The sequence below is a fragment of the Pseudomonas sp. MPB03 genome, assembly GCF_046605385.1.
Taxonomy (GTDB): Bacteria; Pseudomonadota; Gammaproteobacteria; order Pseudomonadales; family Pseudomonadaceae; genus Aquipseudomonas; species Aquipseudomonas zanjanensis.
In genome coordinates, this window is sequence record NZ_CP176770.1 from 5,226,701 (window position 1) to 5,241,708 (window position 15,008).

A 15,008-nucleotide genomic window follows, 5' to 3' on the forward strand; every position below is an offset into this window, starting at 1 on the left:
TCAACCCCAGCGCAGGTTGCGCCCCAGCTCATCGAACAAGGTCACCACCGAGCGCAAGGCCCGACAGTCCGGGCGGGTCAGGAGCCACAGCGCCGTATCGTATCCTTCCAGCGATTCGCCAAGGGGCATCAGGCCTTGGCGTTCGTCGATCAGAAAGTCCGGCAGCGCCGCAACGCCTAAACCAGCCCGCACCAGTTCGGTGACCGAGAGCATGCTGTTGCAGCGATAGGCAGGCATCACGCCGGGTAGATGCTGGCGCCGCCAGGCCACGGTGGGGTGATCCGGAAGGAAATCGTCTGGCGCGATCCAGATCATGGAAGCCAGGTCACCCGCCTCTACCGAGCGCAGATACGTGGCGCTGGCGCATACCCGGTAAGTCACCTTGCCCAGGTTGCGACCGACCAGGTGTTCTGGCGGCGTACGGGTCAGTCGCAACGCAATGTCGGCGTCGCGGCGGTTCAGGTTGGCGAAGTCGTTCGAGGTGCTCAACTCAAGGGTCAACGCCGGATAGGCAGGCATGAAACGCGCTAAAGCCGGCAGCAGCAACGCTTGCAAGACTGAATCACTGCACGTCAGGCGTACCGTCCCGCTGATGACTTCGCCGCCCTGCTCCACCCCCACCCGCGCCGCCTCCAACGCCTGCTCGGCGCGCTCGGCTTGTTCAGCCAACGCCTGGGCCAGGCTCGTGGGCAAATACCCGGAACGGCTTTTCTCGAACAAGGGCTGACCCAGGGCCGCTTCCAATCGACGTACCGAACGAAACACCGTCGACACGTCCACCTGCAGCAGCCGAGCGGCCCTGGCCAGCGAGCCACCACGGACCAGCGCGAGGATCAGGGACAGGTCGGGATAGTCCAGACGATAGTGCGTCGCTGCATTGATCACTTGGGTAAACGCCAATATTGATTGCGTGAACGCCAATCTATAGTGGCCACCAGGAATCAACAAGCGGCGAGCCTCCCATGGAAAATCAACGTCCTTTAAACATCGCCCTGATCGGCGACCACGACCCTCAAATCACCGCTCACCGGGCAATTCCCCTCGCACTTGAGCTGGCGGGCACACAAACCGGCCAGGCCATTCGCTTCCAATGGCTGGCAACGTCACTCATCGCCGACACCGCCGTGCTGGAAGATTTCGACGGTGTCTGGTGCGTGCCCGGCAGCCCCTACCAAAACGAAGCCGGTGCCGTGCTGGCCATTCGTTTTGCCCGCGAACAGCGTCGCCCTTTCCTGGGCACTTGCGGCGGTTTTCAGCACGCCGTGCTGGAATATGCCCGTCACGTGATGGGTTGGGTCGATGCCGTCCATGGTGAAACCTCTCCAGAGGCTGAACGGGCGCTGCTGACACCGCTGAACTGTGCCTTGGTCGAAACCATCGACAGCCTCCAGTTCGATGCGGGCTCGTTGATTGCCAAGGCCTACGGCCGACAGACCGCGTTCGAGGGCTACCATTGCCGCTTCGGGGTCAATCCAGACTTTGAAAGAGACTTGCTGAGCCAGCGCCTGCACGCCGTTGCCCGGGATTCGGCCGGTGACTTGCGAGCGGTGGAACTGCAAGACCATCCGTTCTTTGTCGCCACGCTGTTCCAGCCTGAACGTGCCGCACTGGAAGGCCGCGTGCCACCGCTGGTCAGCGCGTTTGTCGAAGCCTGCGCCAGGCAAATGTCATGAGCGCTCATTATTACGCAGTGATTTTTACCTCCCTGCGTACCGAGGGGGACCAAGGCTACGCCGAAGCCGCCGAGCGCATGCTGGCCCTTGCTCGGGAACAACCTGGATTTTTAGGCGTTGAATCGGCCCGTGGCGACGATGGTCTGGGGATTACCGTGTCCTATTGGCGTGATGAAGCGGCGATCCTGGCCTGGAAGCAACATCCCGAACACAGCGCGATTCGTGAGCGAGGCCGCTCCACCTGGTATACCCAATGCCAGACGAGGGTGTGCAAGGTTGAACGGGACTATGCCTTCCAACGCCCAACCTGATGCCAGGACAAAAGTCCCTGTGGGAGCGAGCTTGCTCGCGATAGCTGTAGATCAGCCAACATCACTGTGACTGACCTATCGCCATCGCGAGCAAGCTCGCTCCCACAGTGTTCACCGTTGATCAATCTATAGCGTTATAGCTGGGAAGTTTTTGTGGCGAGGGAGCTCGCTCCCGCTTGACCGGGCTGGCGCTCCAGTGCGCAGCGCTCATCAATTTTTGGGGCCGCTGCGCGCCCCAGCGGGAGCAATCTCTGGCCACAGGACCGTGTCGTTCCAACAATTCTTGTGAACCCCACAGGGTTTCCGTTCACTTCAGGATCGGGGGCTTCAGCCTTCCACCAACTGCCGCACCGCCTTGATTTCCGGCAGGTCGCCGCGGGCCATGTACACCCGCAAAGGTTCGGTCAGGTTGATGCGGTCGTCGATGTTCTGGTCCAGCAACAGTTGGATTCGCTCGCGACTGAGGGTCACGGTGCCATCCGCCCCGGGGGCCCAGACAAATTCGCTGGTGGGGATGATGCCGTCATCAGCCACGTCCATGCCGAAGGCGTCTTCGCTGAACCGCACGATGTATTGGCCGGTCTTGCGGTTCAGGCCGACAAAACCCTTGAGCTGGTCGGCGGCCTGGCAGATGAGTGTCGAAGTGGTGCGCATGGTAAACCTCATGGATGCGTCCCTCGGGACGTCTGATCGATGGTTTACACGCAGGGCAAGTGAACAGATTTTAAGGTTTCCCTCTGCCGGGGAAACTGGTGCGGTCAAGGGTACTGCAAAGCGGCCGAAAAATGGGTGGGAAAAATCTGCTTCACACAGGTTTATGTCGGTATGGCGATAGCGCCGACAGCGTTCAATTGTTAAAAGATAGGTTTTGCCTCCTCTACGAAAGGATCTCGAGCATGCCTGTCACCTTCACCCGCAGCGCCTTGATGCTGAGCCTGTTGCTCGGCTTCAGCCAGACACAAGCCTCCGAGGCCCCGAGTCCCAAGGCCCTGGCCACCCTTCAAGGCATTCCACACCCGGCAGTCATCGCCCACCGTGGTGCCTCGTTCGACGCGCCGGAATCCACCGCCGCCGCCTACAAGCTGGCCCGTGACCTGGGCGCCGATTACCTGGAGCTGGACCTGCAGCGCAGCAAGGACGGCGTGTTGTTCGTCCTGCATGACGACAGCCTGCTGCGCACCACGGATGTCGCGACCCAGTTTCCCGAACGCAAGGACAGCACCGCCAATGAATTCACCATGGCGGAACTCAAAACCCTCGATGCCGGCAGCTGGTTCAACACCGCCTACCCGGACCGCGCCCGCCCTTCGTTCGTCGGCCAGAAAATCCTCACCCTCGATGAAGTGATCAACATCGCCGAGGGCAACCCGTTGCATAAACCGGGGCTGTACATCGAAACCAAGGAGCCGAAGCTGTTCCCCGGCATCGAGCGCGACCTGAAGGACAAACTGCAGGACCGTGGTTGGCTGAGCCCCGCTGGGTCGAAATTGGCCAAAAGCGCCACCGGCGTCGGCCAGGGCAAGGGCAAAGTGGTGCTGCAGACCTTTGAAAAGAGCAGTCTCGAACTGTTGCACAAAGAGATGCCGAAGGTGCCGAAGATCCTGCTGCTGTGGGTGGGCGAAGGCAACATCGAACCCAAGTCCAAGGTAACGTTTGCCGAGTCCGGCGAAACGGACAAGGCCGCCTATTACGCCAAGCAGGAGCCCAAGGACAAGGCCGAGTTCGAACAATGGGTCCAGTACGCCAAGGCCCATGGCGCCATCGGCACCGGTCCTTCGGCGGCATTGACCCATGGCGGCAGCCAGAGCTATTCGGACCTGGTGCAGCCGTGGATGAACCAGTACACCCACGACCAGGGTTTGCTGGTGCACGTTTACACCGTGGATGAGCCGGTGGACTTCAAGAAAGTGATGGAGGCCGGCGTTGATGGCATCTTCACCAACCGGGCCAGTGAGCTGCTCAAGTACTTCAAGCGTCCCGAGACAGGCAGCGTGGCGCAGCTATTGGAAAAGAACGGCTACTGAGTCGAAAGACCTTTCCAGGAAACTTGCTTCAAGATTTTTCGAATTAAGGGTGAATTAAGTTGCCACAGATAATCTGAACCCACTTAAACGACTCACCCTTAATAACGACACCAAGGAAAGCACTCATGAAAACGTTGACTGCCCTGTTTACCGCTGCTGCCCTGACCCTCACCGCTGGCCTGGCCCAGGCGGACGTACGAATCGACCAGATTCCTCAACTGGTCAAGGACGGCAAGATCAAATCCCTTGAGTCGATGAATGCGGAAGCCCTGAAGTTGCACCCAGGCGCGACCATCACCGACACCGACTTGGATAACCACTTCGACGGCTATGAATATGAAGTGGAACTGAAGACGGCCGACGGCAAAGAGTTTGACGTGGACTTCGACGCAACTACCGGCAAAGTCCTGTCCGACAAGCAAGACACTTGATCCATCGGTTAAAGAAGAGCCGCGCAACTTTCGAGTTGCGCGGCTTTTTTGCGTAGACCGTCTGTAAACCGCCGCCGATCTGACGACGCCGCACAACTGTCACACAACCATCAAAAAACCCTGCAATGATGCCGCTCAAGTGAACCTGTGGCCGCTGCGACAGGCACTTCCCGCCAGCGAGCCCTCATGAACCACAGCATCGACCAAAGCCATCGCGATCCGGACCTGTTCGGCCTGCTTTACGGGTTTCGTTTTCGCCCCGGCGAGCGCGGCCGGGAAATCGATTCGGCCCAAGCCCTGCAAAGCCTGCAACAACCGCAGGATGCCGACGAGTTTCTCTGGCTGCACCTGAACCTAGCCCACGCCGCCTGCGAGCGCTGGATGAAAAGCCACCTGGCCTTGCCCGAGGAATTCTTCGAAGCCCTGCACGAAGGCTCGCGATCGACCCGTATCGAACATGTGGACTCGGCACTGCTGGCGGTGGTGAACGATGTGGTGTTCAACCTCAGCAACCTGGTGTCCTCGGATGTCTCCACCTTGTGGGTGTGCGTACACAGTCGATTGATCATCAGTGCGCGCCTGCAACCCTTGCACTCGGTCGACAAGCTGCGCTCATCGGTCAAGGCCGGCGAGAGCTTTCGCTCGCCGCTGGAATTGCTGGTGCATCTGCTGCGCGACCAAGGCGAAGTGCTGACCCAGATCGTGCGCAAGACCAGCCTCAGCGTTGACCAGATCGAAGACCAATTGCTGTCTTCGCGCGTGTCCAACAACCGCGCCGAGCTGGGCAGCCAGCGCCGCGTGCTGGTACGCCTGCAACGCCTGCTGGCCCTGGAGCCGGGCTCGTTGCTGCGCCTGCTCAACCGCCCGCCGCAATGGTTGCAGAAGGAAGACGTCAAGGAGCTGCGCAAGTCCACCGAGGAGTTCGCCCTGATCATCAACGACCTCACCGCCCTGGGCGAACGGATCAAATTGCTGCAGGAAGAGATCGCCGCCAACCTCAACGAACAAAGCAACCGCACGCTGTTCACCTTGACGGTGGTCACGGTGCTGGCGTTGCCTATCAACATCATTGCCGGTTTCTTCGGCATGAACGTCGGCGGCGTGCCACTGGCCGAAGATCCCGAGGGCTTCTGGATCCTGGTAGCGCTGGTGGCGACCTTCACCGTGATTGCAGGCCGATGGGCCTTTCGCAAGCGTCGCGATTATTGAGAGTGATCCTCTGCCCCCCTACTCACTTCACGCCCGTATGAGCTTTTGTGGCGAGGGAGCTTGCTCCCGCTCGGCTGCGCAGCAGTCGCAAAATCTGCCAACCATCTTATTCCTGATGCACCGCGCTGAATGGCTTTGGGGCTGCTATGCAGCCCAGCGGGAGCAAGCTCCCTCGCCACAGGTGGGCTACTGCATCAGGAACATACCGTCAGGCACTCAACCGCGCCGTCACTTCATTCAACTGCCCCGACAACCCGTGCAAATCCCGACTGGCCGCTTCGGTGCGTTTTACGTTGTCGAGGTTGGTACTGGCAATGCAGGTGATTTCAGTCAGGTTGCGCGAAATATCCTCGGCCACCGAGGTCTGCTCTTCCGCAGCGGTGGCGATCTGACGGTTCATGTCGCGGATCGCTTCCACCGCCTGGGTGATGCGTTCCAGCATCGCGCCGGCCTGGGTCACCTGCTCGACACTTTCCTCACTGCGCGACTGGCCGCTTTCGATGGCCTGGGCCGCGTCCACCGCACCTGTTTGAACCGTCTGGATGATCTGGTTGATCTCGATGATGGACGACGCCGTGCGCTGGGCCAGGCTGCGGACTTCATCGGCGACCACCGCAAAACCACGCCCGGCCTCACCCGCCCGTGCTGCTTCGATGGCAGCGTTGAGGGCCAGCAGGTTGGTCTGCTCGGCGATCCTGCGGATCACTTCCAGCACCTTGCCGATGCGTCCGCTGTCGGCTTCCAGGCGCCGGATCACCGTGGCGGTGTTGGCAATTTCGCCACGCATTTGGGTGATGGTGTGGATCGTGCCCTGCATCACTTTCTCGCCCTGCTGCGCCGAATGATCGGCATCATCGGCAGCCTGCGCCGCATCGGCGGCATGACGGGCAACTTCCTGGGCGGTGGCGGACATCTCGTTCATCGCGGTCGCGACTTGATCGGTGCGTTCGAATTGCTCGCTGGTGCCTTGGCTCATCAGGCTGGCAATCGCATTGAGCTCACCGCTGGCGCTGTCCAGCTCCGTGGCACTGCGTTGCAAGCGCGTGAAGGTTTCAGCAAGGAAATCGCGCAGCGTATTGGCCGCCAGGGCCAGGTCGCCCAATTCATCCTGGCGCGTGCTCGTCACACGCTCGGCGAAACGCCCGCGGCTCAGTTGAGTCACGTACGCGATCAGGTTACGGATAGGCTGCACCAGGTTGCGGTTGACCAGCCACACACTCAACAACCCGACCAGCAGCCCTGAGGCGAGCATGATCACCGTACCCAGCATGATCGTGCGGTCGGCACCCGCACTGATCAGCGCCGATTGCTCGTCGCCCAGCTTATGCAGCTCAACCACCAACTCGCTCATCTGCTCACTGGCCGCGCGGTCCACGCCCTTGACCGCGGCATCGCCCGCCGCCGCGTCGCCGCCCGCCGCCACAAACGCATCACGGCCCTTCTGGTAGGCCGCGCCCAACTGGGCATGTTCGCCCCGCAGACGCTCGATACGTGTCTTGATTTGCGCCGGGACACCTTCGTGGGTCGTCAACTGGCCAAGGATGCCCTGGACATCGCTCTGGCGTGCCTCGAATTGCTTCCAGTATTTATCCAGGTCCGCTGGCTGCTTGCCGCGCAACAGGACGTTTTTCCACTCCTGGACCTGCACCTTGAATTGCAGGTTGGCCTCGTCGATCAATTGCGACGCACGCAACGGACCGTCGAGCAGTTGACGATAATTCTGGATGCCATCGGAAAGGAAGTGAAAGGACGCCAGGGCAATCAGCAACATGGCCAGCAGGCTGCCGCTGAGCAGGGCGAGAATCTGTGCTCTCAGGGATTTTTGTAGAAACATGGAGTCGATCTCTTCAAATGAAGAACCTCCATGTCCGGGGTCCACAGTTGCAACGGAATGGGGAGGATATGTGCAAATCATCGGCCTGTACGGGGTGTTCTTGAGCGGTGGCGACCACCGGTAGCGGGATCGTTTTTTGCTGACTGGACATGACCTGTCCAGACAATCCCTTTTGTCGGCGCGATGGGATTTAAAAGTCTTTTTGTCATTTCTCCTGCTGTATCCTGCCCAGGCTTTGTAAAAGCGCGGATCTACCAGATCTATCCACAGACTTTGCGAGGAGCGCGAAATGCACGAGATCCCTAATCTCCCCTTCCCAAGCCTGCACGACACTGAGCAGACGACCACGCTACAAGCCGGAGGGCAACCTGACGCCCAGCAACCCGAGCCCAAGGAAGCCACTGAACGCCGCCAGGCCGACAGCGAAGACTGATTGACCCGTACCACCAGACCGTGTGGAAAGCGCTAAGATGCGCTTTCCACACTGCCTGAATCCCGAGCCCCCCATGACCGATGACACCCCTCCCTTCAGCGAAGCCCAGGCCAGCGTCCTGATCGGCACCGCTGAGAAAATGGTCGAGATCTGGACCCGCCTTCCCACCGAGAAACAAGCGGCCCTGCTGGCCCGGTTTGGCAGCGAAGAAAACGCCATCGCCGCGCTGGTGACCACGCGCCTGGTCAGCGAACAGAACGACCGCTGAGCCACCATTGGGCAAATAGTTTTACTTTTCCCCGCCCGGACGCCACGGTCGCCGTTATCATAAGCAGCCTATCTATCCAGCTGCTCCGTGGACCTCTTTCCCATGTCAGATTCCCAGCGCCCCCTGGCGGTCACGCTGCAAGTCGTTTCCATCGTCCTGTTCACGTTCATCGGCTACCTGAATATCGGCATTCCCCTGGCCGTGCTGCCCGGTTTCGTCCACGGCGAGCTGGGTTTCGGCGCGGTGATCGCCGGGCTGGTGATCAGCGTGCAATACCTGGCCACCCTGCTCAGTCGTCCTTACGCAGGACGAATCATCGATAACCTGGGGAGCAAGCGCGCGGTGATGTTCGGCCTCGCCGGCTGCGGGCTGAGCGGTGTGTTCATGCTGGTGTCCGCCTGGACGCCCCACCTGCCAACGTTCAGCCTGATCAGCCTGCTGATCGGTCGCCTGGTGCTGGGCAGTGCCGAAAGCCTGGTGGGGTCGGGTTCGATTGGCTGGGGCATCGGCCGGGTTGGCGCGGCAAATACCGCCAAGGTGATTTCCTGGAACGGTATCGCCAGTTACGGCGCGCTGGCGATCGGTGCGCCGTTGGGGGTGTGGCTGGTCAACGTGTTGGGGCTGTGGAGCATGGGCGCCAGCATCATCTTGCTGGGCCTGCTGGGACTGGCATTGGCCTGGCGCAAGACTGCTGCGCCCATTGTCTCTGGCGAACGCCTGCCGTTCATGCACGTGCTGGGGCGTGTGCTGCCACACGGCTGCGGTTTGGCCCTGGGTTCCATCGGGTTTGGCACCATCGCGACCTTCATCACCCTGTATTACGCCACTCAGCATTGGGATAACGCGGTGCTGTGCCTGAGCCTGTTCGGCGCCAGCTTCATCGGCGCGCGCCTGCTGTTCGGCAACCTGATCAACCGCCTGGGCGGCTTTCGCGTGGCGATTGCCTGCCTGTCGGTGGAAACCCTGGGGCTCTTGCTGTTGTGGCTCGCACCGGATGCCCATTGGGCCCTGGCGGGCGCGGCGTTGAGCGGTTTCGGCTTTTCCCTGGTGTTTCCGGCGCTGGGCGTGGAAGCGGTCAACCTGGTGCCGGCCTCCAGCCGTGGGGCCGCGGTGGGCGCTTATTCACTGTTCATTGATCTGTCGCTGGGGATCACCGGGCCGCTGGCCGGTGCGATTGCCGCTGGCTTCGGCTTTGCCTCGATCTTTCTGTTCGCTGCCCTGGCGGCCCTGGGAGGGTTGGCCTTGAGCGTCTACTTGTACCGTCAGGCGCCTCGGTACCGTGAAGCGCGGGAGAAGAACTAGAAGTCCACCTTGCCGCGCCCGGCCTTGATCGAGCCGCGCTTGGTCTTGGATTCCAGGCGACGCTTTTTCGACCCCAGGGTCGGCTTGGTCGGACGGCGCTTCTTTTCGACCTTGGTGGCGCTGAGGATCAGTTCGGTCAGGCGCTCCAGCGCGTCGGCCCGGTTCTGTTCCTGCGTGCGGTATTGCTGGGCCTTGATGATCAACACACCGTCGCTGGTAATGCGACTGTCGCGCAGCGCCAGCAGCCGCTCCTTGTAGAACTCGGGCAGCGACGAAGCCGGAATGTCGAAGCGCAAATGCACGGCGCTGGAAACCTTGTTGACGTTCTGCCCGCCGGCCCCTTGGGCGCGGATGGCCGTCAGCTCGATCTCGGCGTCCGGAATGTGCACGGTGTTGGAAATGACCAGCATGGAAAGTGTCCGGTGTCAGGCCCCACAGGATACCGCGAATCCCCCCGACAACACCGATCCTGTGGGAATGAACGCTATGAACACTGCCGAACAATGTGGGAGCGAGCTTGCTCGCGATAGCGGTGGATCAGCAACCTTGATGTCGACTGACACACCGCTATCGCGAGCAAGCTCGCTCCCACAGGGGCAGGTGTTGTCTTGCCTGAAATGACAAACCCGGCACTCGGCCGGGTTTGTCTTGTTTCAGCGATGCTTACTTGGCGGCAGCCGCCACCGCCAGTTCATGCCGGGCACTGCGCTTGTTCTTGATCCAATAGCACACGGCCATGAACACCACCCACACCGGAATCGCATAGACCGAGATCTGGATGCCGGGGATCAGCAACATCACGCCCAGGATGAACACCACGAACGCCAGGCAGATGTAGTTGCCGTACGGGTACCACAGCGCCTTGAACAGCGGCGTCTGGCGGGTCTGGTTCATGTGCTGGCGGAACTTGAAGTGCGAGTAGCTGATCATCGCCCAGTTGATCACCAGGGTCGCGACCACCAACGACATCAACAACTCCAGCGCATGCTGCGGAACCAGGTAGTTCAACAGCACCGCCACCAGCGTGACCGCCGCCGACGCGAGGATCGAACGCACCGGCACGCCCCGCTTGTCGATCTTCGACAAGGCCTTGGGCGCATCGCCCTGCTCGGCCATGCCCAGCAACATGCGGCTGTTGCAGTAGGTGCCGCTGTTGTACACCGACAGCGCGGCGGTCAGCACGACGAAGTTGAGGATATGCGCAGCGGTGTTGCTGCCCAGCATCGAGAACACCTGCACGAACGGGCTGCCGCTGTAGGCATCGCCGGACGCGTTGAGGGTGCTCAACAGGCTGTCCCAAGGGGTCAGGGACAACAGCACCACGAGCGCGCCGATGTAGAAAATCAGGATCCGGTAGATCACCTGGTTGATGGCCTTGGGGATCACGGTTTTCGGTTTGTCGGCCTCAGCGGCGGTGAAACCGAGCATTTCCAGGCCACCGAAGGAGAACATGATGATCGCCATGGCCATCACCAGCCCGCTCACGCCGTTGGGGAAGAACCCACCGTGGGACCACAGGTTGGTCACCGACGCCTGCGGGCCACCATGGCCGCTGACCAGCAAATAGCTGCCCAGGGCAATCATGCCGACAATCGCCACGACCTTGATGATCGCAAACCAGAACTCGGCCTCGCCAAAGACTTTGACGTTGGCCAGGTTGATCGCATTGATCAGGACGAAAAACGCCGCCGCCGACACCCAGGTCGGAATCTCGGGCGCCCAGTAATGGATGTACTTGCCGACCGCGGTCAGCTCCGACATGCCCACCAGGATGTAGAGGATCCAGCAGTTCCAACCCGACAGGAACCCGGCGAAACCGCCCCAGTACTTGTGGGCGAAGTGGCTGAAGGACCCGGCCACCGGCTCTTCGACAATCATTTCGCCCAACTGGCGCATGATCATGAAGGCGATGAAGCCGCAGATGGCGTAGCCGAGGATCATCGACGGGCCGGCGGATTTCAGCACCCCCGCCGAGCCGAGGAACAGGCCGGTGCCGATCGCGCCACCGAGGGCGATCAGTTGAATATGGCGATTTTTCAGGCCGCGTTTCAGCTCGCCCGAATGCGTATTTTCTACAACGGTCATGCGTCACCTATTTGTTTTTATCTGTGACGAAATCGAACCCGACACGCTTATGGCATGGCGGAGTGAACAAGGCGGATAACCTTGAAAGTGCGTGGGTACGCGAAGGGTCACAGTAAAACGCGGCGCATTGTACACTGCAGTTCCCCTGCTACCAGACACCACCGGATCAGCGTCTGCCCCCGCACTTGAGGTCTGGCGCGCATCTGACCTTTCCCGCTGGCTTGAAACAAGCGCTGCGAAGTCTCAAAAAACCCGCCAAGCCGGCCCACTCGGCAGCTTTTTCTTACAGCCCTCCCAAACGCCGACACCGGTCAGTTCGAACGGCCAAAATCGTCAGCATTCCTTTACAGCGCGTAACGCAGACTTTCCACGTAGGAATATTCTGTAGGCTGACTGCAAATTGACGGTAGGTAGCTACCTATTAAATAAATCACCCAGGCAGCTGTTTTTGAATGAGTAATTTCAACGCGAAAAATGGAACAAAAAGTTCAAAAGAAAAAAATAAAATTATTTTTTGCAATCCAAAAAACCCTCGACTAGGTTTTCAGCGACTTGCCAAGGCATCGTGCCGACAAGTTCTGCGGTGCCGGTTCTGTCGGGTATGACTCGCCGAATCGGCCCGCGTTTTCCGCAAAAGTCATCTAGGAGATTCACTATGCAAGCACTGGACAAAGACTTGGAAACCGAACTGCAACTGGACGAATGGTTTGAAGCGCCGACCCATGAGGCCGCCGTTGAAATGATGCAAGCCGACGCCGTGGTTCCGTTCGGCACGGCGATGTGGCCTCTGTAGGCACTGCCCGGCGGAGGCGATCCGGCCGGTCGACTCCGCCACTCTTGTCGGTTGTCAGGGACATTAAATGAACGTGTCAGGGAAGAATAAGCATGGACACACAACGAGCCATCTCACATTTCCTTTACTACCTCGAACACCATCCCGCCCTGGCCGGCATCCAGCCCGCCAAGGTGTTGCTCGGCCATACCGCTGACTACGAAGCACTGACCGGCGCCATTGCCGAACAGGCGGGCAGCGGCTCGCCGTTCCGGTTCAGCGCCATGCGCCTGGACCTCGAATCCACGGAGCGCCTGTCCAAGGCCATTGCCGACAGCGATCTGTATATTTTCTTCTACGACTCTTCCACCCTGCCCAATCCACGCCCCGACGGCCCGGACTTTGTTCGGGCATTGCAAGGCGTGATGGCCGATAACTGGAAGAAATCGCTGCTGTTCAAGGATTACGGCGATTATTTCTACGACACCTTCAGCGTGATTCCCCAGCGTATCGCCGGACTCAACAGTCACCTGATCCGGCGCATGTCCCAAGCGACAACCCTGAGCTTCCAGGATGACCACGGTTCGTATTTCGACACCGCCCTGGGCAGCGTGAAGAAGTGGACCGACATCAACGGCCTCGGCAACTACGACCTGGCCCCCGGCGAAATCGCCACCCACAGCGACACCATCAACGGCCAGGTGAAATTCGTCGGCACGTTCCTGAGCACCATCCCGTTCGCACGCAAGTACGGCGTGCTGCAATCGCCCCTCGAGCTGTGGATCGAAGACTCCACCATCCAGAAAATCGCCACCGACGTGCCGGGCCTGGAACACGACTTCAACAAATACCTGGACGCCAACCCGTCCAACCGCCGCATCGAAGAACTGGGGATCGGCACCAACGAAGGGGTCAAGAGCCTGTACGCCCGCAACGCCGGTTTCGAAGAGCGCCACTGCGGCCTGCACCTGGGACTGGGTGGCGGGGCCAAGGGCAGCCACCATTTGGATCTGATTTTCGAAAGCGGTGTGCTGGCGCTGGACAAAGAGCCGATGTTTGATGGGCGGTTTGTGCTTTAGGCTGGGATCGGTTGTGGGGCTGCTGACGCCATCGCGAGCAAGCTCGCTCCCACAGTTGATCTTGGTGACTGGGGGATGTGTGTTCGGCGCCGCTCCATTGTGGGAGCGAGCTTGCTCGCGAAGGCGGCCTCAAAAGCACTGCCTGACTAAAAGTCAGACAAAAAAAACGCCAACCCAACGGTTGGCGTTTTTTCTTGCAGTTTGCAGCTAGAAACTCACCGCTGCCTCACTCCGGCTTACGACGCCCGAACCCCGGACGCTGTCCCGAACCTGCCGGGGCACCACGGCGCTTGCCCGATGGCGTGTCGCGGTCGGCCAGGATGATGCCCGGGCGCTTTTTCGGTGCCGGCTTGGCCGGACGCTTGGTGTCGGCCGGGCGATCGGCGACGGGCGTACCGCGACCCGCCGGTGCACCGCGACCTTCGCCGCGCTCAGTGCGACCATTGGCCGGACGCGGCGTGCGTGGGCCACGCTCGCCGTCCTGACGCGGTGCAGGCTTGCGGGCCGGGCGTTCGCCTTCGATCTGCGGCTCGCGCGAAGGACGCGGGCCGGTCGCCACGCCATCAGCAGCCGGGCGCAGCGTACGCACGCGCTCGGTCTTGCCCATCGGACGCGAGGATTTACGCTGCATCCGCTCCAGCTTGTCCTTGCTCTTGGCGGTCATCTGCGGCATAGCCACCGGCTTGAGGCCCACTTCGGCGGCCAGGATGTCGACTTCGTACTGGCTCATTTCGCGCCAGCGGCCCATCGGCAGGTCGGAATTGAGGAACACCGGACCGAAACGCACGCGCTTCAGGCGGCTGACCACCAACCCCTGGGATTCCCACAAACGTCGCACTTCACGGTTACGGCCTTCCATCACCACGCAGTGGTACCAATGGTTGAAGCCTTCACCGCCGGGCGCTTGCTTGATGTCGGTGAAACGCGCCGGGCCGTCTTCCAGCACAACGCCGGCCTTGAGGCGCTCGATCATCTCGTCGTCGACCTCACCACGCACACGCACGGCGTATTCGCGGTCCATCTCGTAGGACGGGTGCATCAAGCGGTTGGCCAGTTCACCGTCGGTGGTGAACATCAGCAAACCGGTGGTGTTGATGTCCAGGCGGCCGATGTTGATCCAGCGGCCTTCTTTCGGACGCGGCATCTTGTCGAACACGGTCGGGCGACCTTCCGGGTCGTCACGGGTGCAGATCTCGCCGTCGGGCTTGTTGTACATGATCACGCGGCGCACCGTTTCGGCGGCCTCTTCGCGCTTGATCACCTTGCCATCGATGGTGATGGCATCGTGCATGTCAACCCGCAGGCCCAAGGTGGCATCTTTGCCGTTGACCTTGATCCGGCCCTGGGTGATCCAGGCTTCCACGTCACGGCGCGAACCGACGCCGATACGGGCGAGGACTTTTTGCAGCTTCTCGCCTGCTGGGCCGATTTCCTGGCTGTCGTTCTGGTCTTGGTCTTTCATTCTGGGCACCTCCCGGTGTGGTCGGGTCAGGCTTGGCCTGACGCTTTGAATACGGGTCTTTGGCGAAGGGATCGCCAAGGGGTCGCGAATCATACGCGCGTTGAAGCGATTGCGCATCAGAGACT

Annotated in this window: 16 protein-coding genes; 10 read left to right on the forward strand and 6 right to left on the reverse strand. The window is 60.6% G+C overall.

Annotated elements, in window-relative coordinates; genetic code table 11:
* Positions 1 to 948, reverse strand: coding sequence for a LysR family transcriptional regulator (locus ACLH0I_RS22580; RefSeq protein ID WP_411385432.1), 948 nt, complete (start codon positions 946 to 948; stop codon positions 1 to 3).
* Between the two features lie 14 nt (positions 949 to 962).
* On the opposite strand from ACLH0I_RS22580, the gene ACLH0I_RS22585 reads away from it, so the two are divergent.
* Positions 963 to 1,673: a CTP synthase gene (locus ACLH0I_RS22585; RefSeq protein ID WP_411385433.1), complete on the forward strand. Its 711-nt coding sequence runs from the start codon at positions 963 to 965 to the stop codon at positions 1,671 to 1,673.
* The gene (locus ACLH0I_RS22590) at positions 1,670 to 1,984 is read left to right on the forward strand and encodes an antibiotic biosynthesis monooxygenase family protein (RefSeq protein ID WP_186710585.1); all 315 of its coding nucleotides are present in this window, start codon (positions 1,670 to 1,672) and stop codon (positions 1,982 to 1,984) included. The genes ACLH0I_RS22585 and ACLH0I_RS22590 overlap by 4 nt, the downstream gene beginning before the upstream one ends.
* Positions 1,985 to 2,311: 327 nt before the next feature.
* Here the strand turns inward: ACLH0I_RS22590 and ACLH0I_RS22595 are convergent, their stop codons facing one another.
* Positions 2,312 to 2,638, reverse strand: a complete 327-nt coding sequence (locus ACLH0I_RS22595; RefSeq protein WP_250965846.1) for a DUF2025 family protein — start codon at positions 2,636 to 2,638, stop codon at positions 2,312 to 2,314.
* Between the two features lie 242 nt (positions 2,639 to 2,880).
* Between ACLH0I_RS22595 and ACLH0I_RS22600 the strand changes: the two genes are divergently transcribed.
* The 3 genes from ACLH0I_RS22600 to ACLH0I_RS22610 all read left to right on the forward strand — a co-directional run bounded on the left by ACLH0I_RS22600 (position 2,881) and on the right by ACLH0I_RS22610 (position 5,648).
* Entirely contained in the window at positions 2,881 to 4,008 is a 1,128-nt protein-coding gene (locus tag ACLH0I_RS22600; RefSeq protein ID WP_411385434.1) for a glycerophosphodiester phosphodiesterase, read from the forward strand.
* 125 nt (positions 4,009 to 4,133) lie between these two features.
* Entirely contained in the window at positions 4,134 to 4,439 is a 306-nt protein-coding gene (locus tag ACLH0I_RS22605; RefSeq protein ID WP_250965845.1) for a PepSY domain-containing protein, read from the forward strand.
* 186 nt (positions 4,440 to 4,625) lie between these two features.
* The gene (locus tag ACLH0I_RS22610) at positions 4,626 to 5,648 is read left to right on the forward strand and encodes a transporter (RefSeq protein ID WP_186706282.1); all 1,023 of its coding nucleotides are present in this window, start codon (positions 4,626 to 4,628) and stop codon (positions 5,646 to 5,648) included.
* A gap of 208 nt (positions 5,649 to 5,856) precedes the next feature.
* On the opposite strand, the gene ACLH0I_RS22615 is transcribed toward ACLH0I_RS22610, so the two are convergent.
* Positions 5,857 to 7,482 (reverse strand): methyl-accepting chemotaxis protein, encoded by a 1,626-nt coding sequence (locus tag ACLH0I_RS22615; RefSeq protein WP_411385435.1) that lies wholly within the window; start codon positions 7,480 to 7,482, stop codon positions 5,857 to 5,859.
* 289 nt (positions 7,483 to 7,771) lie between these two features.
* Between ACLH0I_RS22615 and ACLH0I_RS22620 the strand changes: the two genes are divergently transcribed.
* The 3 genes from ACLH0I_RS22620 (at position 7,772) to ACLH0I_RS22630 (ending at position 9,485) form a co-directional block, all read left to right on the forward strand.
* A complete protein-coding gene (locus ACLH0I_RS22620; RefSeq protein ID WP_162893862.1) occupies positions 7,772 to 7,915 on the forward strand; it encodes a hypothetical protein in 144 nt (47 codons plus the stop codon).
* Positions 7,916 to 7,952: 37 nt separating this feature from the next.
* Entirely contained in the window at positions 7,953 to 8,183 is a 231-nt protein-coding gene (locus ACLH0I_RS22625) for a hypothetical protein (protein WP_250963929.1), read from the forward strand.
* Positions 8,184 to 8,285: 102 nt separating this feature from the next.
* Positions 8,286 to 9,485, forward strand: a complete 1,200-nt coding sequence (locus tag ACLH0I_RS22630) for an MFS transporter (protein ID WP_411385436.1) — start codon at positions 8,286 to 8,288, stop codon at positions 9,483 to 9,485.
* On the opposite strand, the gene arfB is transcribed toward ACLH0I_RS22630, so the two are convergent.
* Entirely contained in the window at positions 9,482 to 9,895 is a 414-nt protein-coding gene (gene arfB, locus ACLH0I_RS22635) for an alternative ribosome rescue aminoacyl-tRNA hydrolase ArfB (protein ID WP_018604539.1), read from the reverse strand. The genes ACLH0I_RS22630 and arfB overlap by 4 nt on opposite strands.
* Positions 9,896 to 10,148: 253 nt before the next feature.
* The gene (locus ACLH0I_RS22640) at positions 10,149 to 11,570 is read right to left on the reverse strand and encodes an amino acid permease (protein WP_411385437.1); all 1,422 of its coding nucleotides are present in this window, start codon (positions 11,568 to 11,570) and stop codon (positions 10,149 to 10,151) included.
* A 655-nt stretch (positions 11,571 to 12,225) separates the two neighbouring features.
* On the opposite strand from ACLH0I_RS22640, the gene ACLH0I_RS22645 reads away from it, so the two are divergent.
* On the forward strand, positions 12,226 to 12,363 hold the full coding sequence (locus tag ACLH0I_RS22645) for a hypothetical protein (RefSeq protein WP_003178782.1): 138 nt from the start codon (positions 12,226 to 12,228) through the stop codon (positions 12,361 to 12,363).
* 92 nt (positions 12,364 to 12,455) lie between these two features.
* Positions 12,456 to 13,421, forward strand: coding sequence for a leucyl aminopeptidase (locus ACLH0I_RS22650; protein WP_186729823.1), 966 nt, complete (start codon positions 12,456 to 12,458; stop codon positions 13,419 to 13,421).
* A 226-nt stretch (positions 13,422 to 13,647) separates the two neighbouring features.
* Here ACLH0I_RS22650 and rluB read toward each other — a convergent pair whose 3' ends face one another.
* Positions 13,648 to 14,883, reverse strand: coding sequence for a 23S rRNA pseudouridine(2605) synthase RluB (gene rluB / locus ACLH0I_RS22655; RefSeq protein ID WP_186706289.1), 1,236 nt, complete (start codon positions 14,881 to 14,883; stop codon positions 13,648 to 13,650).
* Between the last annotated feature and the right edge of the window lie 125 nt (positions 14,884 to 15,008).